We start from the raw sequence: 25,010 nt of genomic DNA on the forward strand, positions 1-25,010 counted from the left end.
GCCGCAGGGCGACCGCCATGTCGCGGTGTGCACGCCGGCGCAGGGCGACGTCGCCGTGCGTGCGGCGGACCTGTTCGTGCTCGCGCCGCCCGCGCGCGGCGGGGACGCTGCGACGATCCGCGCCTCGTTCCGCGGCGTCCCGCTGGGCAGCGACGGCGAGGTCGGCATCGCGATGCTCGGCCCCGCGCGACCGGCGTTCGTCGTGCGCGGGCGCCAGCACACGGCGGCGCTGGAGCGCGGCGTGCAGTCGTTCTACGAGGAATACGAGGGACGCCTGCGCAGCGTGTTGCGGGTGGCCACGAGCGTGCGCACCACGGCGACCTGCGGGAGCGCGTCGACGCCGCTCGCGCGTCGCTGCCGGTCGCGGGCGATCGACCTGCGATGCGAGCCCCGCATGGGCGCCGCGCCGGCGGCCGACGGCTACTACCCGCTCGCGATTCAGGTCACCGGACGGCGCGGCGGCGACGCGGTCGAACGCCTGCTGTGGATTCCGCACGATGCCTTCGGCTACGCCGTCTCCGCCCGCGTGCTGGGGTCCCAGGCCTGCGGCACGGGCGCCTGACGGGATCGGCCGCCGCGCCCTCCCGTAAAATGGGGGCTCCCCTGCTTTCTCGGTCGCGCATGAAGATCCTCGTCATCGGTTCCGGCGGTCGCGAGCACGCGCTCGCCTGGAAGATCGCCCAGTCGACGCGCGTCTCGCAGGTGCTCGTCGCGCCCGGCAACGCGGGCACGGCGCGCGAGGCGAAGTGCCGCAACGTCGACGTGCGCGCGACCGATATCGATGGCCTGCTCGCGCTGGTCGAGTGCGAGGGCATCGCGCTCACCGTGGTCGGGCCCGAGGCGCCACTGGTGGCAGGCGTGGTCGACCGGTTCCGCGCGGCGGGGCATCGCGTCTTCGGCCCCACCGCCGCGGCCGCGCAGCTCGAGGGCAGCAAGGCGTTCGCGAAGGACTTCCTGGCGCGCCACGGCATCCCGACCGCGCACTACGCCGTGCATACGGACGTCGAGGCCGCGCTCGCCTACGTGCGCGAGAAGGGTGCGCCGATCGTGATCAAGGCCGACGGCCTCGCTGCCGGCAAGGGCGTCATCGTGGCGATGACCCAGGATGAGGCCGAGGCCGCCGTGCGCGACATGCTCGCCGGCAATGCGTTCGGTGCGGCGGGCGCCCGCGTGGTGATCGAGGAATTCCTCGATGGTGAGGAAGCGAGCTTCATCTCGATGGTCGACGGCAGCACCGCGCTGCCGATGGCCACGAGCCAGGACCACAAGCGCGTGGGCGATGGCGACACCGGCCCGAACACCGGCGGCATGGGCGCCTACTCGCCCGCGCCGGTGGTGACGCCCGAGGTGCATGCGCGCGTGATGCGCGAGGTCGTCGAGCCGACCGTGCGGGGCATGGCGGCCGACGGCGTGCCCTTCACCGGCTTCCTGTACGCGGGCCTGATGATCGATGCGGAAGGCGCGCCGAAGGTCATCGAATTCAACGTGCGATTCGGCGACCCGGAGACGCAGCCGGTGATGCTGCGACTGCGGTCCGATCTGGTCGACCTTGTCGAAGCGGCGATCGCCGAGCGCCTGCATCTCGTGCAGGCCGAGTGGGATCCGCGCGCGTCGCTCGGCGTGGTGATGGCGGCGGCGAACTATCCCGACGCGCCGCGCACCGGCGACGTGGTCAACCAGTGGGACGTGCCCGAGGAACCGGGCAGCAAGGTCTTCCATGCCGGCACCACGCTCGTCGGCGAGCACGTGGAGACGAGCGGTGGCCGCGTGCTGTGCTGCTGCGCACTGGGCGAGAGCGTCGCCGAAGCGCAGTCACGCGCGTATGCCCTCGTCGCCGGCATCAGTTGGGACGGCGAATTCCACCGCCACGACATCGGCTGGCGCGCAATCGAGCGCGAACGCACCACGCGCTGAGGCTCAGCCCGCGGCGCGCGCCGCGGTGAGCGAAGCGATCGCGTCGAGCAGGTCGAGCTCGCGCACGGGCTTGACGAGGTGGCGGTCGAACCCGGCTTCGCGCGACTGGTCCTGATCGGCCTGCTGGCCGTAGCCGGTCAGTGCGATGAAGACCGCGCCGTGCGTGCGCGGGTCGTCGTGCAGGCGCCCGGCCAACTCGTAGCCGGTCATGCCCGGCAGGCCGATGTCCAACACGAAGACGTCGAACCGGGCGTCGCCGGACCTGACGAGGTCCAGTGCGACCTGCGCGTCGTTCGCCACGCGCACCGCGTGGCCCGCGAGCCGAAGCACTTCGGCCAGCGTCGATGCCGCATCCGTGTTGTCGTCGACCAGCAGCACGGCGTGCGCGTCGAACGACCGTCCCGCCAGCATGCGCTCGGGCGGCGCGACGGCCACCGCCGATGTCGTCGGCAGTGCGACGGTGAACGTACTGCCGTGGCCTTCACCGGCGCTTGCGGCCTGCACGCGACCGCCGTGCAGCTGCACGACGCTTCGCACCAGTGCGAGTCCCACGCCGAGACCGCCCTGCGCGCGGTCGGGCGTGCGCTCCGCCTGGGTGAACAGTTCGAAGATGTGCGGCAGGAGTTCCGGCGCGATCCCCAAGCCGTCGTCGCGGACGCGCACGATCGCTTCGTTCGCATCGAAGCTCAACTCCAGGCGGATGGAGCCGCCCGTCGGGGTGTACTTCGCCGCGTTGTTGAGCAGGTTCGCGACGACCTGCACGAGTCGCGTGCGATCGCCGTCGACGACCACCGGCGCCGTCGGGGCGACCAGCGTGAACGCATGGGCGCGCGACTCGATCAGCGGGCGCACCTGCTCCACGGCGGCGTCGAGCACCGGGCGAAGCTCGACCGGCGTGCGCTCGAGCTCCACGAGGCCGCGAGTCACCCGCGAGACGTCCATGAGATCGTCGACGAGTTCCTTCATGTGCCGCACCTGCCGCACGATCACGCCGCTGGCCCGCTCGACCACCGACGAATCGCCGGGCGCCATCTGCAACAGCTTGGCGGCCGAACTGATCGGCGCGAGCGGATTGCGCAGCTCGTGCGACAGCAGGGCGAGGAACGAATCCTTCGCGCGGCTCGCCTCCTCCGCACTGTGGCGCGCACTGCGCTCGCTCTGCAGCAGGCGCTCGCGCTCGACCTCCAAGAGGTGCTTGGTCGTGGCGTCGACGACGACCAGCAGTCGCGTGTCGTCGTCGAGGTCGGTGACCCGGCAATCGAGGTAGACCACGCGATTGGCGCGGACGTCGGTGACCATCGTCGACGCGTGCCGCGCGGTGCCGACACCCCGGCACTGCACGAGCACGTCGGCGAGGCGCGATCGCAGCGCAGTGTCGGCGTCCGCGCCGGATTCGATGCCGAGGATGCGGTGCATCTCCGCATTGCTCTCGCGCGGCTCGCCGGACGCGGAGACGAGCGCGATGCCCACCGGGGCGGTGCGGAACACGGCTTCGAAGCGGGCGCGCGAGCGCAGTTCCGCCTGCTCCGCGGCGCGCGCGCGCAACAAGGCGTTGATCGTCGCGACCAGCACACCCGGCTCGGCCGGATGGGTGAGATACGCGTCCGCGCCCGATTCGAGGCCGCGGATCTTGTCCTCGTCGCGCAGGCGCTGCGCGGAGAGATGGATGACCGGTACGCGCGCATTGACCGCACCCGCGCGCAGCAGCCTGCAGACCTCGAAGCCGTCGATGTCGGGCAGGTTGACGTCGAGCACGATGGCGCCGCAGCCGGGCGCCATCTGCAGCGCCTGCTGGCCGTTCGTCGCCTCGAGCACCTCCACGCCGGCCGCGCGCAGGACGCGCACCGTCGAGTAGCGGGTCGAATTGGTGTCATCGACCACCAGGATGGGGCGGTCGACCTGGATCTGGCCGATCACGGCGCGCTCTCCGGGACGGGCTCCGCCTCCGGCGGAGGCAGGCACGGCAGGATCGCATGGAACGTCGAGCCGACGCCCGGGGTGCTCTCCACCTCGACGCGCCCGCCGAGCAGTTGCGCGAAGCGGCGGCACAGCGACAGGCCGAGGCCGGTGCCGCGGCGGCTGCGCGCCGAATGCAGCTGCACGAAGTCCTCGAACAGGTGGCCGAGGTCGTCCTGCGCGATGCCGATGCCGGTGTCCGCGACCGAGAACCGGATCATGTCCGTGCCTTCGAGCCGCGCGGAGACGGTGATCGAGCCGCGTTCCGTGAACTTGTAGGCGTTCGAGATGAAGTTGCGCAGGATCTGCGCGACCTTCTGGTTGTCCGAGAACATCGGCGGCACGCCGACGGGTTCCTCGAACACCACCGCCACGTCGCCCGCCGTCGCGATCGGCTTGAACATCCCGCGCAGCGCGGCGAACAGGTCGATCAGCTCGAACCAGTCCGGCGACACGGTGATTTTCCCGGCCTCCACCTTCGCCAGGTCGAGCAGGTCGTCGACCATCTCGCTCAGCTCGCCCGCCGCCTCCTGCACGAAGACGACCTGGCGCTCCTGCTCCTCGGTCAGGGGACCGTCGAGCCGGTCCAGAAGCAGCCGGCCCATGCTCTGGATCGCCACGAGCGGCGTGCGGAATTCGTGGCTCATGTACGACAGGAAGCGGCTCTTGAGCTCGGACACCTGCCGCAGCTCCTCGGCCTGCTGGTCCAGCTCCGAATACAGGGCCAGCACGCCGTTGTTGGTCTCCGCGAGTTCGGCATTGAGCGCTTCGACCTGCGCCCGCGCGGCGTCCAGCTCGGCCTGCAGTCGTGCGGCGGCGTCGCTCATGCGGGCGCTCCCGTTTCGATCACCAGCACCGTCGCGTCGTCGCGCGTGCGATGCGCATCGCGGAACAAAGTGGCCGCAACCACCTGCGGATGGCGTGAGCGCAGCCCGGGATGTGCATGGACCGACCAGCGCGCGCTCAGGCCGTCGCTGTGCATGACCACGAGCGTGCGCGGCGGCGCGTCGAGACGCGTCTCGCGCACCGCGGGGCAGACGCCGCCGACCGTGCCGTTCTGACTGGCGACACCACGGCCCTCCTGGAGCCCCACCAGCGATACCGCGACGTTGCCGACACCCGCGTGCACGAGGCTCGCATCGCGCGCGTCGTGGACGACGACGGACGCGGCGGACCCGCGGGTGGCGCGGCTGCGCTCGTGCGCGGCGGCGATGCAGCGTGCAGGCGACGCGGGAAACTCGCGATGGGCCTCGGCGACCGTCCGCGACGCCACCGCCGCATCGGCGCCGTGCCCGAGGCCGTCGACGACCGCGGCCGACCAGCCGCCCTCGGTCGCAATGAACTGCCAGCAGTCCCCGCTCTCGAGTTCGCCCTTGAGCGGAATGGCGATGGAGCCGCGCCGCGGGCCCGGCTGAGTCCCGAGTCGCGCGAACAGCACGCTGCCGCGCGCGTCGGAATAGGCGTCGAACAGCGTCGCGGCGCGGCGCACCGCGCCGAGGCCGGTGCCGCTCGTGCCGAACGTGGAAAAGCCGTCGTGGAAGCAGCGCTCCAGGTCCATGCCCGGACCGTCGTCGACCGCGACGACGTCGGCGACCGCCGCCTCGCCCTGCCCCTCCACCCGCACGAACAGGCGGCCGCGCTGTGCATGCTTGAAGAGGTTGGTGGCGAGCTCGACGACGACGAGGCCGAGCTGCCCGGCAATCGTTTCGGGGAGTTCCGCGAATTCGGCGAGCCGCGCCGCGATGCGGCGCGCAGCGCCCACCTGCGTGGCGTCGTCGATGTCCGCCACCTGCCACAGCCCGGGATCGGCCTGCATCACGTCCATCGGGTGATGACCACGCGCGTGCCCTCGCCGGGCGCGCTGTGGAGCTCGAAATCGTTCACGAGACGACGCGTGCCCGACAGCCCGAGGCCGAGGCCGCTGCCGGAGGTCCAGCCGTCGGTGAGCGCGAGTGCGAGGTCCGGGATGCCCGGGCCCTGGTCGACGAACGACAGCTGCAGGCCGGACTTCGTGCCGTTGCGCACGATCGTCCAGTCCATGTCGCCGCCGCCGCCGTAGACCAACGCATTGCGCGCGAGCTCGCTCGCCGCGGTGACCATCTTGGTCTGGTCGACCAGTGAGAACTTCAGCTGCAGCGCGAGCTGGCGCACCTGCTGGCGCGCCAGCACGATGTCCTGCTCGCTGCGCAGCGGCATGCGTCCTGCGTCGGCGCTCATTCGCCCGCGTCCGCGGGCCGTTCCGCCTGCAGCAGGGCCAGGCCCTTCTCGACATCGAGCGCGGTCTTCACGCCGGGCATGGCGACGCCCAGCTCGACGAGCGTGATCGCCACCGCCGGGCGCATGCCGACCACGACGGTCGCCGCGTCGAGCACTCGGCTCATCGCCGACGTGTCGGCGATCAGGCGGCCGATGAACGAGTCGACCATCTCGAGCGCGGAGATGTCGATGACCACGCCGCGCGCGCCGGTCTTGTCGATCATCCGCGTCAGGTCGTCCTGCAGCTGCAGGGCGATGCGGTCGTGCATGTCGACCTGGATGGTGACGAGCAATACGTCACCCATCCGCAAGATGGGGATGCGGTCCACGTCAGGCGCCGCGCGTGGACTTGGAGACCGTCAGGCCGCTGCGCGTGAGCGCCAGCGCGAGCGCGTCGGCCAGGTTCGCCTTGGTGGTGACGTTGCCGAGGTCGACGCCGAGGTGGACGATCGTCTGCGCGATCTGCGGGCGCACGCCGCTGATGATGCATTCGGCGCCCATCAGTCGGATCGCGGTGACGGTCTTGATCAGGTGCTGCGCGACCAGCGTGTCGACGGTGGGCACGCCGGTGATGTCGATGATCGCGATCGCCGAGCCCGTGTCGGCGATGCGGGTGAGCAGCGCTTCCATCATCGTCTGGGTGCGGCTCGAATCCAGCGTGCCGATGATCGGCAACGCGAGCACGCCGTCCCACAGCTTCACCACGGGGGTGGAGAGTTCGAGCAGCTCGGCCTGCTGGCGTTCGATCACCGACTCGCGCATGCGCTGGAAGGCGCCGATGCAGCGCAGGGCGAGCTTGTCGATCAGCTGCGTCGCATCCCACATGCCCGCCGCGAGGCCCGCGGCGTCGCCGCCGAGGCGCTGCTGCAGGCGTGCGAAGACCGGGCGCTTGAGGGACAGCACGAACGTGGCCGTCTCCTCCGCATTGAAACCCTGCAGCACGCGGTCGCGGGCGAAGTCGTCGAAGAAGCGGTCGAGCGCAGTGAAGTCCGCGCCTGTCGTGCCGTCGGCGCCGGCCGACAGGCCCTGCACCAGCTGCTGCAGCATCTCGCGCGCGCGTTGCGCGAGCTCCTCCTTGGTCACCCGGCCGCGCAACGTCGCCGCGCTCTGCGCGAGTTCGCCCAGCCAGGCGTCGAGGATGGCGGACTGGTCCTGCTGGACGATCGCGATCAGGGGAGCCGTATCGTTCGACATGCGGGCTTCGGGTCTGTGAAGAGGGCGCCGAAGGTATCACGGTCCCCGCGACGCCCATGTCGCGCCGAACGGCCGCGTTTTCCACCTTCGACAGGCCTCCCCGGCATGTCACGCCGGAGTTCGTCAACCACAGGCCGGCAGGCCGTGGGAGAGGCTGCCTGGGGACACGGTGCGGGCGCCGTCCCGTTGCCGGACGACGACTCAGTCGACGGCGATCGCCGCGGTCGCGATGGGCAGGCGCAGTTCGAAGGTCGAGCCGCATCCGGGGCCGGGGCTGGAGGCCACGAGCGTCCCGCCGTGCAGCTGCGCAAGGCTGCGCGCCAGCGCCAGGCCGATGCCCAGTCCGCCGTGGTGCCGCTCGGGCGTCGTCTCGGCCTGTGCGAAGAGTTCGAAGACGCGGTCGAGCAGCGCCGCGTCCATGCCCACGCCGTTGTCGGTCAGGCGGAGCACCACCACCTGGTCCTCGACCAAGGACGCGAGGCGGATCGTCCCGCCCGCGGGCGTGTACTTGGCCGCGTTCGTCAGCAGGTTCGTCAGCACCTGCGTGAGGCGCACCGGGTCTGCGGCGAGCACGAGCTCGCCGACGCCGTCGACGTGGTCGAAAGCGTGCGAATGCCGCTGCAGAAGCGGCTGCGTCTGCTCGATGGCCGCCGCCACCACGTCCCCGAGCCGCACCTCCCGGCGTTGCAGGCCGGCGAGCCCGCTCGTCACCCGCGAGACATCCATCAGGTCCTCGACGAGCAGCCGCATGTGGTGGGACTGGCGATCGATCACTTCGGTCGCCTGGCGCACGGTGTCGATGCGATCGGGCGCCATGCGCAGCAACTGGACCGCGGTGACGATCGGTGCCAGCGGGTTGCGTAACTCGTGCGCGAGCGTGGCGAGGAACCGATCCTTCTGGCGGTCGGCCTCGCGCAGGGCGATTTCGGTGCGCTCGAGTCTCTGCTGCACGCGCTTGAGGTCGTCGATCTCGGTGCAGGTGCCCATCCAACGCGTGATGGGGCCGTCCCCTTCGCGCACCGGCAAAGCGCGGCCGAGCACCCAGCGGTACTGGCCATCCCGATCGCGCAGGCGGTATTCCACCGCGTACGGCTCGCCGGTGGCGAGGCTGTGCCGCCAGCGTGCCCAGGCGCCGGGCTGGTCGTCGGGATGGAACATCCCCGCCCAGGCCTCGCCGTCCGTCGAGCCCGCGGGCACGCCGGTGAAGTCGTACCAGCGCTGGTTGTAGTAATCGTGATAGCCGTCGGCGCGCGTGGACCAGATCATCTGCGGGACGAGGTCGGCGATGGTGCGGAAGCGGGCCTCGCTCTCGCGCGATGCCGCGAGCGCGGCTTCGCGCTCGGTCACGTCGCTGCCCTGCACGAAGATGGCATCGACCTGCCCGTCCGCACCGCGCACCGGCTGGTAGACGAAATCGACGAAGCGCGTGACGCGGCAGCCGTCGCCGTCGTCGAGCACCACCGGCATTCCGCGGCCGATGAAGGGTCGCCCCGTCTCGCGGACGCGCTCGAGCAGCTGGATGAAGCCCTGTTCGACCACCTCCGGAAGGACCTCGCGCAGTGGCCGGCCGAGGAAGCGGTAGCGCCCGACCAGCGCTTCGTACGCGTCGTTCGCGATCTCGAAGACGAGGTCGGGCCCGCGCAGGACGGCCATGAAGCCCGGTGCCTGATCGAACAGGTCGTCGAGGAAACTCAGGCGCGCCGACAGGCGGTCGTTGTCGCGCTGCACGGCGGCCGCGCGCGACAGCACCGCACCCTCCTGCTGCTCGCGGGTCAGCCCGGTGGCATCGCGCGCCGCGCGAAGTGCCTCGCGGAGCCGGTGCACCTCGGTGACGTCCATCGTGTGCTGCAGCACCGCCACGACCTGGCCCGCGTCGTTCCGCAACGGCGTGTGCGTGGCGCTCCAGTACCGCATGTCGGTGACCTCGCCTTCGGGCGTGGACACCGTGATCGCGTACGGGATCAGCGCGAGCGCGTCGCGCTCGCCGGTCTCGAGGGCGCGCTCCAGCGATCGCCGGAGAACGTCCGCTTGCGACGTGCCGTCGACCTCCACGCTGCCCGGGAACAGGTCGAACAGCCGTTGTCCGAGCAGGCGCGCGCGGGGCACGCCCACGAGGAGCGAATAGGCCTCGTTCGCCTCCACGTACCGAAGCTCGCGGTCCAGCACCATGTAGGCGTTGGGCGAGCACTGGAACAGCAGGTCGAACGATGGGATCACGAGCGGGTCCGGAAGTCAGGAACCCATTATGCGCCCGTCCCTTCACAAGCTGCCCGGCCCGGCCGACGGGCGGATCAGTACCCGCCGAAGCTTCCCGCCGCGCCGGGGAAGACCACCGGGCTCTCGGTGCCGTCCTTCGCCACCGCGGCCACGCCGAAGAAGTAGTTGTCGATGATGGTGTTCTTCAGCGTGAACTCGCCGACGTCGCCGACGTAACGCGAATGCGTCCACTGCGGGTCGGTGGTGAGGCGCCAGTAGAGCTTGTAGCCGGCGAGGTTCGGCGCCTGCTTTGCGGTCGGGCGCGCCCACTTGAGCGTGGTGTCGGCGCTCACCGCGCCCTCGATCTTCACGTCGGCCGGCGGCGGCGGCGCCCACGCGAGCGAAGCGAGGCTCACCGCGTTGAGCGCGGTGAGCTTGGCGGCGTAGGCGAAGTCGACGCCTTCGATGACGTCGCCGTAGGGCTTGCCGTTCTCGACACGCACGTCCTGGTGCTGGCGGTCGTAGTTCTCGTTCGTCTCCATCACGCGTACGCCCGGCCAGCCGAGGTCGTTGAAGGGACGGTGGTGGCCGCCGCGGCCGAAGCGGTCGAGCCGGTAGACCATCATCACGTCCAGGTTCGGCACGAAGTCGGCCATGCGGTCGATGTAGCGCCCGAGGTTGCGCGACGGCGAATCCATCTCGCCGCCGGTGAAGCGGCGCTGGTTCGCCTCCTCTTTCGTCTCGTTCGCACGCGTGCCTTCCGAGAAGACGCGCGCGGTGGTGTTGTCTACAACGCCGGTGATACCGGCCGAGTTGCCGATCATGTCGTTGTTGAGCACGGCCTCTATGCGCCAGCCCTCCTTCTTGGCCTGCTCGGCGAGGAACTTGCCGCCGAACAGGCCCTGCTCCTCGCCCGACAGCGCGCCATAGACGATCGAGCCTGGGAACTTGTACTTCGTGAGCACGCGCGCGGCTTCCAGCGTGCCGGCGAGGCCCGACGCGTTGTCGTTGGCGCCCGGCGCATCGGCCGTCGCGTTCATCACGTCGGTGACGCGCGAGTCGATGTCGCCGCTCATCATCACGTAGCGGTTCGGATCGCTCGTGCCTCGCTGGATCGCGATCACGCTCACCACCTCGAGCGGCCCCGGGATGCGTGGCTCGCCCTGCACGGTGCCCTTGACGTAACGCACTTCCAGGCAGCCGCCGCAGTCCTTCGAGATGCGCTCGAACTCCGCATGCACCCAGCGCGTCGCCGCGCCGATGCCGCGCACCGGATCGGTCTGGCTCGACAGCGTGTGCCGCGTGCCGAACGAGACGAGCTTGCGCACGTCGGCTTCGATGCGCGCGGCCGACGGCGCCGTGCCGATCGCCCACAGCTGCGGCTTGGACGACGACGGGCCCGCCTGCGCGGCGGCCGCCAGGGGGACGAGGCAGGCGAGAACCAGGGGAAGGCGGCGCATGGCGGGCTCCGGAAGTCAGGAGCCGGAGCGTACCGGATGCGATGTGGCGGTCGGCGGCACGACGGCAATGCGGCGTTCCATCCGGCGGGGGCTACCGCCGCGACCGGAGCGCGGCCACCCCGCCGTGCGGGCGGGACCGAACCCGCGGCCGCAACGCGCGTATCGTCGGGCTTCCTGGGAACGAAGCGCGGGGCGTCGCATGGGTCGCATCGCATGCCTGTTCATGGTCCTGCTGCTGTGGGCCGGCACCGCATCGGCGGCGCGCGTGTCCGAGCAGGTCGAACACACCGTGCAGGTCCGGGGCACGAGCCGCGTGCTGGTGAGCCTCGCGTCCGCGGGTCAGCCGCTGCTGCTGACTCGCAACGCCGCGCTGCGCACGATGGCGATCGAAACGGCCGTCGCGCGCACCGAGCGCAGCCTCGAGCCCGGCAGCTACCGCATGCGTCGCCGCTTCGCGCTGGTGGGCGCGTTCGCCGCGGACATCGATGCACGGGCCCTCGCGCGCCTGCGCCGCCATCCGGACGTCGCGGCGATCGACGCCGACCTGCCGGGCGGCGGGCATGCCTTGGCCCCGGACGAATCGTCCGTGCTCAACGCCGTCGCCCCGCTGATGCCGCTCGGTCTGGACGGCGCAGGCATGAAGGTCGCCGTGGTCGACACGGGCGTCGACCTCAACCACCCCGACCTGCGCAATCGCGTGGTGGGCGAGCGCTGCTTCTGCTCGCGCATCGGCGGCGGCGGCTGTTGTCCGAACGGCACGGCCAGCCAGGGCGGCCCGGGCTCGGCGCAGGACGACCATGCGCACGGCACGCACGTCTCCGCGATCATCGTCGGCGAAGGCATCGACGCGCCGCGCGGCGCCCTGCCGCGCGCCTCGCTCGTCGCGGTGAAGGTGATGGATTCGAAGAACGCGTTCTGCTGCGTCTCGGACGTCATCGCCGCGCTCGACTGGCTCGCGACGAACCATGCGGACGTGGACGCCGTGAACATGAGCCTCGGCACGATCAGCACGCTCTATCCGGGGGACTGCGATGCGAGCGGCGCGACCGCGCAGGCGATGGCGCAGGCGGTGGCCGCGCTCATCGACCGCGGCGCCGTGGTGACCGCGTCGGCCGGCAACCAGTCCAACCCGAACGCGATGGCGCTGCCGGCCTGCATCCGTGACGTCTTCAGCGCGGGCGCGACGTGGGACTTCAGCGGAGGGCCGGTGAGCGTCTTCAGTTGCTCCGAGGCCTCGACCGCGCCGCGCCAGCCCGCCTGCTTCAGCAACCGCAGCGCCACCACCGATCTCTACGCCGCCGGCGCCTACGTGACCTCCGCGCGCCTCGGCGGCGGCACGCTGAGCTGGGCCGGCACGTCGTTCGCGGCACCGATGATGGCGGCCTGCGCGACCGCGCTGAAACAGGCGGCGCCGGCGTCGGGGCCCGCCGAGCGCATGGAGGCGATGCGCCTGTCGCCCACGCGGGTGACCGATCCGGTGAGCGGCCGGCAGTACCCCTTCCTCGACTGCGTCGACGCGGTGCGGCTGCTCAACCCGCCCGCGCTCGCGCCGATCGAAGGCCAGTGCTCGGGGTCGCCGGAGCCGCCCGCGCTCGTCGCCGCCCCCGGTCAGGCCGCGGCCGCCAGCGCGGTCACTACGCGGCGCATGCCGGCTCCCGCGCGCGTCGGGGTGGCGACGCGGCCCGCCGTGGACCGGCGCCGCTAGGGCCGCGCCGATGACCTCGCGCCAAGAACGATCGGCGACCACGGGCGGTCGCCCGCGTCCACGGCCTGCAAACCCGCATCGCGCGACGCTGCGTATCGGGTCCGGCGGCGCACAGCGCCAGGGAGAATGATCATGGACAGCGCCACCTCGCCTTACGCCGACCTCGACCCGAACGCCCAGGCTTTCGTCGTCCGCGTGCTCGCCTCCGCCCGGGATTACCTCGGGGCGCGCGTGAGCTTCCTCGCCGAGCTCACCGGGGCGGACAAGTTCATCCGCGCCGCGGACGGCGACGCGGCCGGCTCCGGGCTTCCGGTCGGCATGCGCTTCGACGTCGAGGACTCGTACTGTTACCAGTTACTCAACGGGCGGATCCCGGAAGCGATCTACGACGCGCGGGTCAATCCACTCACCTGCGACATCCCGCTGACGCGCATCCTCGGCATCGATTCGTACATGGGCGTGCCCGTGGTGCTCGGCGACGGCCGCATCTTCGGCACGCTGTGCTGCGTCAACTTCGAGCCGAATCCCGAAAGCTGCGCGCGCGACGTCGGCTTCATGCGCTTCCTCGCCGACCTGCTCGGACACCAGCTCGAAAACCCGGTGCAGGCCTCCGAACGCCTTGGGCAACGGCGTTCGCTATTGACCGCCATCATCGCCGCCGGCGGCCCGACCATGGTGTTCCAGCCCGTGGTGTCGCTTGCGAACGGCCGCATGGACGGCGTGGAAGCGCTCGCGCGCGTCGATGCCACGACGCCGCAGGCGCTGTTCCGGGAAGCGTGGCAGGTGGGCATGGGCCCGCGCATGGAACTGGCCGCGATCGCAGGGGCGCTCTGGGCGCTGGACTGCCTGCCGGAGCATGCCTTCCTGTCGCTCAACGTGTCCCCGGGCACGCTCGTGCTTCCGGAGTTTTCGACTGCGCTGCGCGGGCGCCCCGCCGATCGAATCGTGCTCGAGATCACCGAGCACGCACCGGTCGACGACTACGACGTGCTGGCGCGCGCGCTGTCGGAACTGCGACAGCGCGGCATGCGGGTGGCGATCGACGACGTCGGCGCCGGCTATTCCAGCCTGCAGCACGTCCTGCGCATCGGTCCGGACATCATCAAGCTCGACATCAGCCTCGTGGCCGGCATCGAGAACGACCTCGCGAAGCAGGCGATGGTCGCCGGTGTAATGGCGTTCGCCGGCCGCACGGGCACGCAGGTCATCGCCGAGGGCGTGGAGACCCAGGCGCAGGCCCGCGTGCTCGAGGCCGCAGGCGTGCCGCATGCGCAGGGCTTCCTCTTCACGACGCCGGGGCCGCTCGCCCCGCTGATCGAGCGCGGCTGACGGCGGCTGTAGCCAAGCGGCGCATCTCTGCGCGCCCTGCCGCCGGCGTCGCACCCGCCCGGACACGCCGCACCGCCCGTACGGAGCGGTGCGGCATTGCTCTATCGCTCCGACACCGTGCGTGTGCCGTTCACGCGGGTGACGCGTGCTTCCCACTCCGGCCAGCCGCCGGCCAGCGCGCGATACACGCCGACGCCTGTGGTGGCCGCGCGGGTCCGTGCGTCCGCCAGCGCATCCTCGGCCTGCAGGCGCACGCGATCGGCATCGAGCACGTCGAGCAGATCCGTGGCGCCCGCGCGGTAGCGCAGGCGGGCGAGTTCGGCCGCGCGCGCGCTATCCGCGGCGGCCTGCGCGAGGCGCTCGGCTTCGGCGTTCGTCCGGTCGTGGCGCAGCAGTGCGGTCTCCGTCTCCTCCAGCGCGAGCAGCACCGCCTGCTGGTACTGCGCCAGCGCCGCGTCCGCGCCGGCGTCGGCCGCACGGATGCGTGCACGCACGCGGCCGACATCGAGGAAGGACCAGTCGATGCCGAGCGCGACGAGGCGCGTCCCGCTGCCGGAGCCGAACAGGTCCCCAGCCGCGGACGCCTGCGTGCCGATCAGGCCGCCGAGCGTCAGTCGCGGGAACAGGTCGGCGGTGGCGACGCCGATGCGCGCGGTCGCCGCATGCAGGCGATGCTCCGCCGCCGCGATGTCGGGACGACGGCGAACGACGGACGCCGGCGTCTCGCCGTCGAGCCGTGCCTGCACCGTCGGGATGGGCGCGGCCGGGGTCAGCGTCGCGACGAGCGCATCGGGCGTGCGTCCGGTCAGCACCGCGAGGCGGTGCATGGCCGCGCCTTCGGCCGCCTCCAGCGCGGGCACACGCGCCTGCGTGGCGTCGAACAGCGAGCCCGCGCGCACGAGGTCGAAGTCATTGTCACGACCGGCCTCGACCCGCACGCGCACCAGGCGCAGCGTCTCCTGCTGGTTGGCCGCGTTCTCGCGTGCCACGCGCAGCCGGTCCTGCGTGCCGCGCAGCTCGACGTACGTGCGCACCGCTTCGCCGACCAGGCTGATCTGCAGCGCGTCGAGATCCGCCGCGCTCGCCCACGCCTCGGAGCGGGCGGCCTCGACGCCGCGTCGCACGCGGCCGACGAGGTCCAGCTCCCAGCGGGCAACCGCCTGCGCGCCGTAGCTGCGCACGTCGTCGCCGTCGCCGCCCTGGTCGCGGCTCAGCCGTTGCCGGGACGCGTCGCCTTCGGCGGTCACGGTGGGCAGGCGATCGAACCGCGCGCCACGCAACAGGGCCTCGGCCCGGTCGAAGTTCGCGACCGCGGCCTGCAGGTCGTGGTTCGACGACAGCGTGTCTTCGACCAGCCCGTCGAGCACCGGGTCGCCGAGGCGATGCCAGAACTCGCGCGCGTCGGCGGCGTTCGCCGGCGCCGCGGTGTCGGCCGGCGCCCGGACGAAGTGCTCGGGCAGCGGGGTGTCGGGCCGGACGTAATCGGGCCCGACGCTGCACGCGGCGAGCAGCGCCGCCGACAACGCGACGGTCAGCGTGCGCGTCACCACGGCAGCACCTCGCCGAGGTGGTGGAAGCCGCCCGTGGGGCCGTCGGCGCCAAGCAGCGCCATCTCGACGCTGGTGCGCGCGCCGGTGCGCACGTCGAGATCGCCCTGCGCGTTCATGTCGGTCTTCACCGAGCCCGGATGCACGGCGTTGACCTTGATCGACGTGTCGCGCAGCTCGTGCGCGAGGTGCACGGTCCACGCGTTCAGCGCGCTCTTGGAGGCGTCGTAGGCCGGCATCTTGAAGTCGAAGATCGGCGATGCCGGATCGGTGTGCGCCGCCAGCGAGCCCAGCAGGCTCGAGACGTTGACGATGCGGGCGGCCGGCGCCGCGCGCAGCACTGGCAGGAAGGCCTGCGTGGTGGCGATGACGCCGAACAGGTTGGTGTCGAACGTCTCGCGCCAGGTGCGCAGCGACTGCTGGGACGGCGGCAGGCTGAAGTCGTCGATGAAGACGCCCGCGTTGTTCACCAGCACGTCGAGGCGGCCGAAGCGGTCGGCGACGTCCTGCGCGGCGCGGCGGATGCTGTCGACATCGGTGACGTCGAGCGCGATCGCCTCGACGGAGAGGCCCGCGCCCTGGAACGGCAGCGCGGCGGCGACGGCACGGGCGGGGTCGCGCCCGGCGAGCAGTACATGCAGCCCTTCGGCGGCCAGCTGGCGGACGGTCTCGAGGCCGAGGCCCCGGGTGGCGCCGGTGACGAGGGCGATGCGGCGGGTATCGGTGGTCATGTCGGTGTCCTTGCGTGGGGATCAGGCGTGGAGGGGTTCGGCGTCGACGACGTCCGCGGCGGGCGCGACGCGGCGCGTCACGAGCGTGCGGAGGGCGACGTAGAACACGGGGGTGAGGAACAGGCCGAACAGCGTCACGCCGAGCATTCCGGCGAAGACGGTGATGCCGGTGGCGCCGCGGACTTCCGCGCCTGCGCCGTGCGAGAGCGCCAGCGGCACGGTGCCGGCGATGAAGGCGATCGACGTCATGACGATGGGGCGCAGGCGCAGGCGGCAGGCTTCGAGCGCGGCCTGCACGAGCGTGCGGCCCTGCATTTCCAGCTCGCGGGCGAACTCGACGATCAGGATCGCGTTCTTGCAGGCCAGGCCCATCAGCACGACGAGGCCGACCTGCACGAAGACGTTGTTGTCGCCGTGCGCGAGGCGGACGCCCACCAGCGCGGAGAGGATCGTCATCGGCACGATCAGGATCACCGCGAGCGGGAGCGTCCAGCTCTCGTAGAGCGCGGCGAGCACGAGGAAGGCGAGCAGCACGGCGAGCGGGAAGACGACGAGCGCGGCACGGCCCTGGCTGGCCTGCTGGTAGCTCAGGTCGGTCCATTCGATGTCCATGCCCGGCGGCAGCACCTTGGCCGCGATTGACGCCATCGTGTCCATCGCCTGCGCCGACGACATCGCGCGCGGGTCGGCTTCACCGGCGAGGTCGGCGGCCGGGTAGCCGTTGTAGCGCAGCACCGGGTCCGGGCCGTAGGTCTGCTTGACGGTCACCATCGAGCCGATCGGCACCATCTCGCCGCGCACGTTGCGGGTACGCAGCCCGGCGATGTCCTCCACGCTGTCGCGGAAGGGTGCGTCGGCCTGCGCGATCACCTGCCAGGTGCGGCCGAACTGGTTGAAGTCGTTGACGTAGGCGCTGCCGAGGTACGTCTGCAGCGTGTCGAACAGCTCGGTGAGCGGCACGCCCTGCGCCTTGGCCTTGACGCGATCGACCTCGGCGTCAAGCTGCGGCACGTTCGCCTGGTAACTGGTGATCGGGAAGCTCATGCCCGGCGTCTGCGCCACGGTGCCCTGCAGCGCCTGCACGGCGTTCTGCAGCGCGCCGAAGCCGGCGCCGGTGCGGTCCTCGACGAACAGCTGGTAGCCGTTGCCGTTGCCCAGCCCGAGGATCGGCGGCGGCATCATCGAGAACGTGAAGCCTTCCTGCAGCCCGGCGATCTTCTGGTTGATCTCGGCGTTGATCTCGGCGGCCGAGCGGTGGCGCTTGCCGAAGGGCTCGAGCGACAGGAACGCGACGCCCGTATTCGGCGTATTGGTGAACTGCAGCGCGTTGAGGCCCGGGAAGCTGATCGAGTGCTCGACGCCCTCGGTCTGCATCGCGATTTCGGTGACCTTGCGCAGCAGCGCATCCGTGCGGGCGATCGAGGCGCCCTCCGGCAGCTTCACGCCGGCGATCAGGTAGCCCTTGTCCTGCGTCGGGATGAAGCCCGGCGGCACCGCCTTGAGCATCAGGCCGGTGCCGACCAGCAGCACCGCGTAGACCACGAACACCGCGCCACGACGGCCGAGCGCCTTCGACACCGCGCCCTGGTAGCGGTGCGAGCTGGTCTGGAACAGGCGGTTGAACGGACGGAATACCCAGCCGAACAGGCGGTCGATCAGGCGCGTCGGCGCATCCTTGGACGCGCCGTGCGGCTTCAGCAGTCGCGCGGCCAGCGCCGGCGACAGGGTTAGCGAGTTCACTGCCGAGATGACCGTCGAGATCGCGATCGTCACCGCGAACTGCTTGTAGAACTGGCCGGTGACACCCGACAGGAACGCCATCGGCACGAACACCGCGCACAGCACCAGCGCGATCGCGACGATCGGCCCGGAGACCTCCTTCATCGCCTGGTGCGCGGCCGCGAGCGGCGTGAGGCCTTCCTCGATGTTGCGCTCGACGTTCTCCACCACCACGATCGCGTCGTCGACCACGATGCCGATCGCGAGCACCAGGCCGAACAGGGTCAGCGTGTTGATCGAGAAGCCCAGCAGGTGCAGCGCGGCGAAGGTGCCGACCACGGACACCGGCACCGCGATCAACGGGATGATCGAGGCGCGCCAGGTCTGCAGGAACAGGATGACGACCAGCACCACGAGCGCGACGGCCTCGAGCAGCGTCGAGACGACGGCCTTGATCGAGTCGCGCACGAAGACGGTGGTGTCGTAGACGGCCCGGTATTCGATGCCGGCCGGGAAGGTCTTCGACATCGCGTCCATCTTCGCGATGACCTGGTCGCGGATGTCGAGCGCGTTCGCGCCCGGGGCCTGGAAAACGGGAATGGCCACCGCGTTCTTGCCGTCGAGCTGCGAGCGCAGCGTGTAGTCGCCGGCGCCCATCTCGATGCGCGCGACGTCGGCCAGGCGCACGACTTCGCCGCCCTCCCCGCTCTCCAGCACGATGTTGCGGAACGCTTCCGGCGTGGACAGCCGGCCCTGCGCGTTGATCAGCGTCAGGAAGTCGCTGTTGGGCATCGGCTCGGCGCCGAGCTGGCCGGCGGACACCTGCACGTTCTGCTCGCGCATGGCGCGCACCGCGTCGCCGGCGGTGAGGCCGCGCGCGGCGAGCTTGTCGGGATCCAGCCACACGCGCATCGCGTAGTCGCCGCCACCGAAGATCTGCGCGTCGCCGACGCCCCTAATCTTGGCGAGCTCGTCCTTGACGTGCAGGCGCGCGTAGTTGCGCAGGTAGAGCGAGTCGTACTTGCCGTCCGGCGAGATGAGGTGCACCACCATCAGGAACGTCGGCGACTGCTTCTGCGTCGTCACGCCCTGCCGGCGCACGTCCTCGGGCAGCCGGGCCAGCGCCTGGCTGACGCGGTTCTGCACCTTCACCGCCGCGTCGTCGGGGTCGGTGCCCGGGCGGAACGTGACGGTGAGCTGCAGCACGCCGTCGGAACCGGCGACCGACTTCACGTACATCATGTCCTCGACGCCGTTGATGGCTTCCTCGAGGGGCGTGGCGACGGTCTCGGCGATCACCTTCGGGTTTGCGCCCGGGTAGACGGTGCGCACCACCACCGACGGCGGCACCACTTCGGGGTATTCGCCGATGGGCAGCAGCGGGATGGCGATCAGGCCGGCGGCGAAGATGATGATCGACAGCACGGCCGCGAAGATCGGGCGGTCGATGAAGAAGCGGGAGAAGTCCATGGCGGGGTCCTTGCGGAAATCCGGGCCGTAGGGGCCCACGCCTCCGCGATCCGCGGAAGCGGGGAACTCGACTGCAGGGGTGCGGCGGTTACTTCGCGGCGAGCGCCGGGGCCGGCGGCGGCGCGCCCATCGCGATGGGTTTCGGCGCGACCGGCATGCCCGGCATGAACACCTTCTGCACCCCGTGCACGATCACGCGATCGTTCGCCGCGAGGCCACCGGTGACGATGCGCAGCCCGTCGACCTGCCGACCGAGCGTCACGTCCTTGCGCACCGCGGTGTCGTGCGGGCCGAGCACGTAGACGTACTTGCGGTCCTGGTCGGTGAGCACGGCCTTGTCGTCGATCAGCATCGCGCTCTGCGCGGTGCCGCCCTGCAACTGCACGCGGGCGAACAGGCCCGGCGTGAAGCGGCGGTCGGGATTGGAGACGACGGCGCGGGCGCGGATGGTGCCGGTGCGCGGGTCGACCTGGTTGTCGACGAAGTCGAGGCGGCCCTCGTGCGGATAGCCCTGCTCGTCGGCGAGACCGATGCGCACGGCGCTCTGCGCCCCGCCGCGGCCGTCGCGCTCGAGCTGCTTGTAGTGAAGGTAGGCCTGCTCGTCGGTCTCGAAGTAGACGTGCACGGGATCGACCGAGACCACCGTGGCAAGCAGCGTGCTGTCGGCCTGCGCGAGGTTGCCGCGCGTGACCAGCGCACGTCCGACGCGGCCGGAGATCGGCGCACGCACCTGGGTGTACTGCAGCTCCAGCCGGGCGGCGGCGACCGCGGCTTCGGCGGCACGAACCGAAGCACTGCCCTGCGCGCTGGACGCGCGGCGGCTCTCGAACTCCTCGCGCGAGATCGCCTTGGCGTCGATCAGCGTCTGCGCGCGGCGGTCCTGCGCCTGCGCGAGGCGCGCCTCGCTGCGCGCGCGGTCGAGGTCGGCGAGCGCGCGGTCGAGGTTGGCCTTGAAGCGGCGGGGGTCGATGGTGAACAGCAGGTCGCCCTGGTGGACTTCCTGCCCCTCATCGAAGGCGACGCGCTCGATGTAGCCGCTCACGCGCGGCCGCAGTTCGACGGTGTCGACCGCGGCGACGCGCCCGGTGAAGTCGTCCCACTGGCCTACGGGCTTGGTCAGCACCGGGGCGACGCTCACTTCGGGCGGCGGCGGCATCGCGGCGCCGGGTTCGGCCTGGCTGGTGCAGCCCGCGGCGGCGAGCACCGCGGCGGTCGCGAGCGTCAGCACGAGGCTGCGGATCGGAAGAGTCGTTGGGTTCATGGGGCGTCCTGCGAGGGAAACGGGGAGGAAAGGGATTCAAGAAGGGCGCGCGCATCGGCGATATCCGCATCGCGCGGCCGGCTGCACGGCGCGGGCGGCCCGGCCTGGAAGTCGACGACGGCCTCGATGCGGACGCCGCGCGGTGCGGTGGCGAGCGCGACCGCCTGGCGGCCGATGGCCTGTGCGCGCGGCCACTGCGGGCAGGCGTGCGCGGCGTTGGTCTCGGTATGCGCGGGCGCGGGCACCTGCAGCATCTGCACGCGTACGCCGGTGGCGCGCGCTTCGTCGTGGAGCACGCGCACGAGCATCCGCAGCGCGGCGGCGGCGACGGAACGATGCCCGTAGCCCGCCCATGGCGTGGCGCTGCCGGGGCCGCCGACCACGACGTACCGCGCGCCGGTGCCGGCCGATTCGAGCCACGGCAGCAGGTGCCGCGCGGCGACGAGGTGCGGCACGAGGTCCTCGTCCAGCCGATGGCGCAGCGCATCCGTGCCCTGGTCGAGCAGGCGACCGCGTTCGCTGCCGCCCTTGAGCGCGACGATCACCGCGTCGACGGGCCGGCCGAGCTTGCGCAGCTGCGCGACGAGCTTCGCCGCGCCGCGGTCGCCCGACACCGAGGCCCGCAGGAGCGTGAGGTCCGCCGCGGGGTGCGCGGTTTCCAGCGCCTTCAGCCCGCTGCAGCCGCGGGCCACCGCGACCACCGCGCGGCCCGCCTCCAGCGCCGCCGCGACCACCGCGCGCCCCACCGTCCCGGTGGCGCCAAGCACGAGGACCGCGCCCATCATTGTCCCGTCCTCGGGATGTTCCAGCCCGCATTCGGGACGACGCGGCGAACGCGTCGGAGGCCGAGCGCCGCCGGCAGCACGGCCACGACCGTGAGCCCGACGGGCAGCAGCACCGCGAAGCCCACCGCCCAGGCGAACAGCGCGAACCCCGCCTGCGGGCCGGCGGCGACGTGGCGGACCAGCGTCGTGCCTAGGCCCAGCACCGCCAGGCTCCCTGACAGGAGAAGGACGGCGGTGAGCAGGCGGAGCGGGGACCGGGCGGTCATGACGGGAAACCTCGAGGAGAGGCTGCGCAGGCTAGACCTGCGTCCCGCATTTGATTAGCCACGACTTCGGGGAATGATTATCCCGACGAAGGGACAGTCACCCGGCCCGCCGCATGCGATTCTGCGCTCCCGGATCCCGAGGAGCCCCGCCCATGTCCCGCGACCTCAACGACACCCTGGTCTTCGTCAAGGTAGTCGAGCACGGCAGTTTCATCTCCGCCGCGCGCGCGCTGCGGCTGCCGAAGACCACCGTCAGCCGCAAGGTGCAGGACCTCGAGACGCGCCTGGGCGCGCAGCTGCTCCACCGCACCACGCGCAAGCTCGGCCTCACCGAGGCGGGCAACGTCTATTTCGAGCACTGCCAGCGCATCGCGCGCGAGCTCGACGAGGCCGAGAGCGCCGTGAGCCAGCTGCAGGACGGCCCGCGCGGCTGGCTGCGCATCACCGCGCCCTACTCCATCGGCATCACCTGGATCGCGCCGTTGCTGGGCGAGTTCCATGCGCTGCATCCGGAAGTGCGCGTGGAGATGATCCTGACCAACGAATCGCTTGACCTCATCGACAAGGAGATCGACGTCGCCCTGCGCGTGGGCAACCTGCCCGATTCGAACCTCGTCGCGCGACGCCTCGCCACGTTCCGCTCGCAGGTGTACGCGAGCCCGGCCTACATCGAGCGGCATGGCGAGCCGCTGCACCCCGACGACCTGCAGCACCACCGCGCGCTCACGTTCACCAAGTTCCGCCGAAACGGCACCTACATCTGGCCGCTGTCGGACGGCGAGCGCAACGTGGAATTCCGCGTCGACCCCATCCTCGTCGCGAACGACCCGGGCTTCCTCACCGGCGCGCTGCTGTGCGGCGAAGGCCTGATGCTGTCGAGCGACATCACGGTCAAGGGCTTCATCGAACAGGGCCTGGTGCGCCACGTACTCGCCGGCTGGACCGGCCCCGAGCACGACTGCAACGCCGTCTTTCCGAAGGGCCGCGTGCAGTCGCCCAAGGTGCGCGCGTTCGTCGACTTCCTCGTCGAGCGGCTGACGTTCGAAGCGGACTACATGCAGGCGGTGTGTCCCAACCGCAAGATGTTGCCGGCGTCCGTGCAGGTGGCGGATTGCCCGGCTGCCGTCGAGCAGGCGATGGCCCGCGTGCGCGAGGTCGAGACGGCGTAGGCAGCGGCCGCGCGGTCGCCGGCGTCGATCGTCGAACGATCGGCGCGCATCGCGCGAATCGCGCCGTGGGCACGGTGGAGTGGCGCGTTGACGACGGCGCCACTGGCGTGTTTCGCGACGTTACGCTCGACGGGCCGGCGCGCGCGCTGACGGGCGACCCCGACGCGTCGTCGGACTCCGTCGCATCGTCGAAACGGCAGCCCTCTCCGCATCGGTCGGCCGCGAGGCGCGGTAGCCGATCGCGATGTCGGCGACCGGCGCTTTCTCAGCGCGCCATCACCTTGGCTTTCGCCAGGTCGGGGCGCATCGCGGCGATTTTCTTCCACGCCGCCCGGGCCTCGTCGCGCACGCCCTGCTCCTGCAGTGCGGTGGCGTAGAGCACCCAGTCCTCGACCGCGGCATCGGCCGCCGGCTCGATAGCGCCGAGCAGGTCGACCACGTCGGTCGCGGCGAGGGTGAACTCGCCAGAGGCCGCGGCGGCGGAGCCCGGCGCCGAGACGCTCCAGCGGTAGGCATGCCCGGCGACCAGCGCGAGGTCCGCCGGACGCATCCAGGTGGTCTGCTGCGCCTGCGCGCTCACGAGCGGCGTGCCCGGGCGCTCGAGGTCGAGCAGCACCAGCGTGTAAGGACCGGGCACGGTGGCTTCCCAGTGGAACGCGCCGGGCGCGTGCAGCAGCACCGCGCCCGTCTCCGGCGTCACCAGCGCCAGGTCGGTGGCGCCGTCGCGCATGCGCACGGCGCCGTGCACGCGGTTGCCCGGCTGCGCGGACGCCACGAGCTTCTGCGCGAGCGACCGCGCCACCGGCGCAGCGCCCGACACCGGCACGAGCCCCGTCGCGCCCACGTCGACCACGGCGGGGCCGACGATGCGGTAGACGCTCCGGCTGGCGTAGAGCGACACCGCGGCCTGGCCGCCGGCGTCGACTTCGATCCGCGTACCGGGGGCGACGTAGGCGAGCAGTTCGAGTTTCTTCGACGCGCCATCGGCCACGAGGCGCGCCGGGCCCTGCACGTCGACCACCATGCCGGCCTTCGGCGGCGGTGCGGCCATGGCGGAGACGGCGGCGAGCGCGAGCAGCACGGCGGCGAGGCGACGGATCGGGTTCATGGCGCGGCTCCGGACGGGACGGTTGGGGACGGTTCGAGGCGTGCACGCACGCGTGCTTCGGCAGCGGCGTCGCCGCGGGCGCGTGCGACGTCCGCTGCGCGCAGGAGAAAGGCACGGCGTGCATCGCGCGTGGGCGCGGCTTCGGCAAGCAGCAGCAGGTCCTCGCCGATCTTGTCGCTGCGGCCGAGCTGCTTGTCCAGCGCGAGCGCCTGCGTCGCGGCCGCGGTGGACGCATCGCGCCGGCGTAGCGCAAGTAGCGCGGCGGCGCGCAGGCGCGCGGTGTTGGCGGCCTCGGTGGAATCGTCGCGATTGCGCGCCGAGGCGGCGTCGAGACGCACAAGCGCGTCGTCGTACCGGCGGCGCGCGAGGTCGAGCCGCGCCTCGAGGTTCAGGATCGCGCCTTCGCGTGCGCACGGCGATGCGCAAGCGCCACGGGCCCGCACCAGCGCGGCGTCGGCCGCACCGAGATCGCCGCGCGCCGTCGCGAGCACGGCCTTGCGCAGGGCGATCGAGGCCACCTCGGCATCGGGGTAGGCATGCACGTCGTCGAGCAGCACGGCATCGAGCGCGCGGTCGGCCTCGACGTCCTGCCCGAGCCGTTGATAGGCCACGGACAGGTCATGCCAGGCGCGCGCCATGGCGGCCTCGTCCTCGACGGACTGCGCCAGGCGCAGGGCGTCCTCGAACGAAGTGCGCGCGCGCTGCGCATCGCCCGCGCGCAACTGCGCGACGCCGCGACGCGACGCCTCCAAGATGCGGGTCTGCATGGGCGACGCGGCCGGGGCATGCGCGCAGCCGGTGAGCGCCGCGACGATCAGCCACACGGCCGCGAATCGTGCGCGCCTCACGGCACCGGCTCCACCGGAACCACCGTGGTGGACGGCGGCGCCGACCTGTTCGCCGCCGAGTTGCCGACGCGCCTCGTCTACGTGATGGGTGCCGAG

At 71.6% G+C, this 25,010-nt stretch carries 21 protein-coding genes; 5 read left to right on the forward strand and 16 right to left on the reverse strand.

Annotated elements, in window-relative coordinates; all coding sequences use genetic code 11:
• Positions 1-562, forward strand: a 562-nt coding sequence (locus tag ACY35P_RS10785; protein ID WP_462115835.1) for a hypothetical protein, incomplete at its 5' end; no start/stop codon positions are given.
• 59 nt (positions 563-621) lie between these two features.
• Entirely contained in the window at positions 622-1,914 is a 1,293-nt protein-coding gene (gene purD, locus ACY35P_RS10790) for a phosphoribosylamine--glycine ligase (protein ID WP_462115836.1), read from the forward strand.
• A 3-nt stretch (positions 1,915-1,917) separates the two neighbouring features.
• On the opposite strand, the gene ACY35P_RS10795 is transcribed toward purD, so the two are convergent.
• The 8 genes from ACY35P_RS10795 to ACY35P_RS10830 all read right to left on the reverse strand — a co-directional run bounded on the left by ACY35P_RS10795 (position 1,918) and on the right by ACY35P_RS10830 (position 10,976).
• The gene (locus ACY35P_RS10795) at positions 1,918-3,831 is read right to left on the reverse strand and encodes a hybrid sensor histidine kinase/response regulator (protein ID WP_462115837.1); all 1,914 of its coding nucleotides are present in this window, start codon (positions 3,829-3,831) and stop codon (positions 1,918-1,920) included.
• Entirely contained in the window at positions 3,828-4,697 is an 870-nt protein-coding gene (locus ACY35P_RS10800; RefSeq protein ID WP_462115838.1) for a sensor histidine kinase, read from the reverse strand. Before ACY35P_RS10800 ends, ACY35P_RS10795 begins: the two co-directional genes overlap by 4 nt.
• The gene (locus ACY35P_RS10805) at positions 4,694-5,686 is read right to left on the reverse strand and encodes an ATP-binding protein (protein WP_462115839.1); all 993 of its coding nucleotides are present in this window, start codon (positions 5,684-5,686) and stop codon (positions 4,694-4,696) included. Before ACY35P_RS10805 ends, ACY35P_RS10800 begins: the two co-directional genes overlap by 4 nt.
• Positions 5,686-6,087, reverse strand: a complete 402-nt coding sequence (locus ACY35P_RS10810; protein WP_462115840.1) for an anti-sigma regulatory factor — start codon at positions 6,085-6,087, stop codon at positions 5,686-5,688. The genes ACY35P_RS10805 and ACY35P_RS10810 overlap by 1 nt, the downstream gene beginning before the upstream one ends.
• Positions 6,084-6,455 (reverse strand): STAS domain-containing protein, encoded by a 372-nt coding sequence (locus ACY35P_RS10815; protein ID WP_462115841.1) that lies wholly within the window; start codon positions 6,453-6,455, stop codon positions 6,084-6,086. The genes ACY35P_RS10810 and ACY35P_RS10815 overlap by 4 nt, the downstream gene beginning before the upstream one ends.
• Before the next feature lies 1 nt (position 6,456).
• The gene (locus ACY35P_RS10820) at positions 6,457-7,320 is read right to left on the reverse strand and encodes an STAS domain-containing protein (protein ID WP_462115842.1); all 864 of its coding nucleotides are present in this window, start codon (positions 7,318-7,320) and stop codon (positions 6,457-6,459) included.
• 201 nt (positions 7,321-7,521) lie between these two features.
• The gene (locus ACY35P_RS10825) at positions 7,522-9,537 is read right to left on the reverse strand and encodes a PAS domain-containing sensor histidine kinase (RefSeq protein ID WP_462115843.1); all 2,016 of its coding nucleotides are present in this window, start codon (positions 9,535-9,537) and stop codon (positions 7,522-7,524) included.
• A gap of 74 nt (positions 9,538-9,611) precedes the next feature.
• Complete coding sequence (locus ACY35P_RS10830) at positions 9,612-10,976, reverse strand: M28 family metallopeptidase (protein ID WP_462115844.1); 1,365 nt, start codon at positions 10,974-10,976, stop codon at positions 9,612-9,614.
• A gap of 199 nt (positions 10,977-11,175) precedes the next feature.
• Between ACY35P_RS10830 and ACY35P_RS10835 the strand changes: the two genes are divergently transcribed.
• Both ACY35P_RS10835 and ACY35P_RS10840 read left to right on the forward strand, forming a co-directional pair.
• Entirely contained in the window at positions 11,176-12,681 is a 1,506-nt protein-coding gene (locus ACY35P_RS10835; protein WP_462115845.1) for a S8 family peptidase, read from the forward strand.
• 132 nt (positions 12,682-12,813) lie between these two features.
• Positions 12,814-14,010, forward strand: coding sequence for a sensor domain-containing phosphodiesterase (locus ACY35P_RS10840; RefSeq protein ID WP_462115846.1), 1,197 nt, complete (start codon positions 12,814-12,816; stop codon positions 14,008-14,010).
• Between the two features lie 101 nt (positions 14,011-14,111).
• On the opposite strand, the gene ACY35P_RS10845 is transcribed toward ACY35P_RS10840, so the two are convergent.
• The 6 genes from ACY35P_RS10845 to ACY35P_RS10870 form a co-directional block, all read right to left on the reverse strand.
• Entirely contained in the window at positions 14,112-15,560 is a 1,449-nt protein-coding gene (locus tag ACY35P_RS10845) for an efflux transporter outer membrane subunit (RefSeq protein WP_462115847.1), read from the reverse strand.
• The gene (locus ACY35P_RS10850) at positions 15,554-16,288 is read right to left on the reverse strand and encodes an SDR family oxidoreductase (protein ID WP_462115848.1); all 735 of its coding nucleotides are present in this window, start codon (positions 16,286-16,288) and stop codon (positions 15,554-15,556) included. Before ACY35P_RS10850 ends, ACY35P_RS10845 begins: the two co-directional genes overlap by 7 nt.
• A 21-nt stretch (positions 16,289-16,309) precedes the next feature.
• Positions 16,310-19,477 carry an efflux RND transporter permease subunit gene (locus ACY35P_RS10855; RefSeq protein WP_462115849.1) on the reverse strand — a complete coding sequence of 1,056 codons (3,168 nt, stop codon included), beginning with the start codon at positions 19,475-19,477 and terminating at the stop codon, positions 16,310-16,312.
• Between the two features lie 88 nt (positions 19,478-19,565).
• Entirely contained in the window at positions 19,566-20,738 is a 1,173-nt protein-coding gene (locus tag ACY35P_RS10860) for an efflux RND transporter periplasmic adaptor subunit (RefSeq protein WP_462115850.1), read from the reverse strand.
• On the reverse strand, positions 20,735-21,520 hold the full coding sequence (locus ACY35P_RS10865; RefSeq protein WP_462115851.1) for an SDR family NAD(P)-dependent oxidoreductase: 786 nt from the start codon (positions 21,518-21,520) through the stop codon (positions 20,735-20,737). Before ACY35P_RS10865 ends, ACY35P_RS10860 begins: the two co-directional genes overlap by 4 nt.
• A complete protein-coding gene (locus ACY35P_RS10870) occupies positions 21,520-21,789 on the reverse strand; it encodes a hypothetical protein (RefSeq protein ID WP_462115852.1) in 270 nt (89 codons plus the stop codon). The genes ACY35P_RS10865 and ACY35P_RS10870 overlap by 1 nt, the downstream gene beginning before the upstream one ends.
• Before the next feature lie 152 nt (positions 21,790-21,941).
• Here ACY35P_RS10870 and ACY35P_RS10875 point away from each other — a divergent pair, with 152 nt between their 5' ends.
• Positions 21,942-22,958, forward strand: a complete 1,017-nt coding sequence (locus ACY35P_RS10875; protein WP_462115853.1) for a LysR family transcriptional regulator — start codon at positions 21,942-21,944, stop codon at positions 22,956-22,958.
• Positions 22,959-23,223: 265 nt separating this feature from the next.
• Here ACY35P_RS10875 and ACY35P_RS10880 read toward each other — a convergent pair whose 3' ends face one another.
• Positions 23,224-24,066 carry a hypothetical protein gene (locus tag ACY35P_RS10880; protein WP_462115854.1) on the reverse strand — a complete coding sequence of 281 codons (843 nt, stop codon included), beginning with the start codon at positions 24,064-24,066 and terminating at the stop codon, positions 23,224-23,226.
• A complete protein-coding gene (locus tag ACY35P_RS10885) occupies positions 24,063-24,833 on the reverse strand; it encodes a hypothetical protein (protein ID WP_462115855.1) in 771 nt (256 codons plus the stop codon). Before ACY35P_RS10885 ends, ACY35P_RS10880 begins: the two co-directional genes overlap by 4 nt.
• Between the last annotated feature and the right edge of the window lie 177 nt (positions 24,834-25,010).

Source organism: Lysobacter xanthus, from assembly GCF_047159895.1.

Coding starts and splice junctions, on each gene's coding strand:
- purD (WP_462115836.1), top strand. CDS start 622: ATGAAGATCCTCGTCATCGGTTCCGGCGGTCGCGAGCACGCGCTCGCC.
- ACY35P_RS10800 (WP_462115838.1), bottom strand. CDS start 4,697: ATGAGCGACGCCGCCGCACGACTGCAGGCCGAGCTGGACGCCGCGCGG.
- ACY35P_RS10805 (WP_462115839.1), bottom strand. CDS start 5,686: ATGCAGGCCGATCCCGGGCTGTGGCAGGTGGCGGACATCGACGACGCC.
- ACY35P_RS10810 (WP_462115840.1), bottom strand. CDS start 6,087: ATGAGCGCCGACGCAGGACGCATGCCGCTGCGCAGCGAGCAGGACATC.
- ACY35P_RS10820 (WP_462115842.1), bottom strand. CDS start 7,320: ATGTCGAACGATACGGCTCCCCTGATCGCGATCGTCCAGCAGGACCAG.
- ACY35P_RS10830 (WP_462115844.1), bottom strand. CDS start 10,976: ATGCGCCGCCTTCCCCTGGTTCTCGCCTGCCTCGTCCCCCTGGCGGCC.
- ACY35P_RS10835 (WP_462115845.1), top strand. CDS start 11,176: ATGGGTCGCATCGCATGCCTGTTCATGGTCCTGCTGCTGTGGGCCGGC.
- ACY35P_RS10840 (WP_462115846.1), top strand. CDS start 12,814: ATGGACAGCGCCACCTCGCCTTACGCCGACCTCGACCCGAACGCCCAG.
- ACY35P_RS10850 (WP_462115848.1), bottom strand. CDS start 16,288: ATGACCACCGATACCCGCCGCATCGCCCTCGTCACCGGCGCCACCCGG.
- ACY35P_RS10855 (WP_462115849.1), bottom strand. CDS start 19,477: ATGGACTTCTCCCGCTTCTTCATCGACCGCCCGATCTTCGCGGCCGTG.
- ACY35P_RS10860 (WP_462115850.1), bottom strand. CDS start 20,738: ATGAACCCAACGACTCTTCCGATCCGCAGCCTCGTGCTGACGCTCGCG.
- ACY35P_RS10865 (WP_462115851.1), bottom strand. CDS start 21,520: ATGGGCGCGGTCCTCGTGCTTGGCGCCACCGGGACGGTGGGGCGCGCG.
- ACY35P_RS10870 (WP_462115852.1), bottom strand. CDS start 21,789: ATGACCGCCCGGTCCCCGCTCCGCCTGCTCACCGCCGTCCTTCTCCTG.
- ACY35P_RS10875 (WP_462115853.1), top strand. CDS start 21,942: ATGTCCCGCGACCTCAACGACACCCTGGTCTTCGTCAAGGTAGTCGAG.
- ACY35P_RS10880 (WP_462115854.1), bottom strand. CDS start 24,066: ATGAACCCGATCCGTCGCCTCGCCGCCGTGCTGCTCGCGCTCGCCGCC.
- ACY35P_RS10885 (WP_462115855.1), bottom strand. CDS start 24,833: ATGCAGACCCGCATCTTGGAGGCGTCGCGTCGCGGCGTCGCGCAGTTG.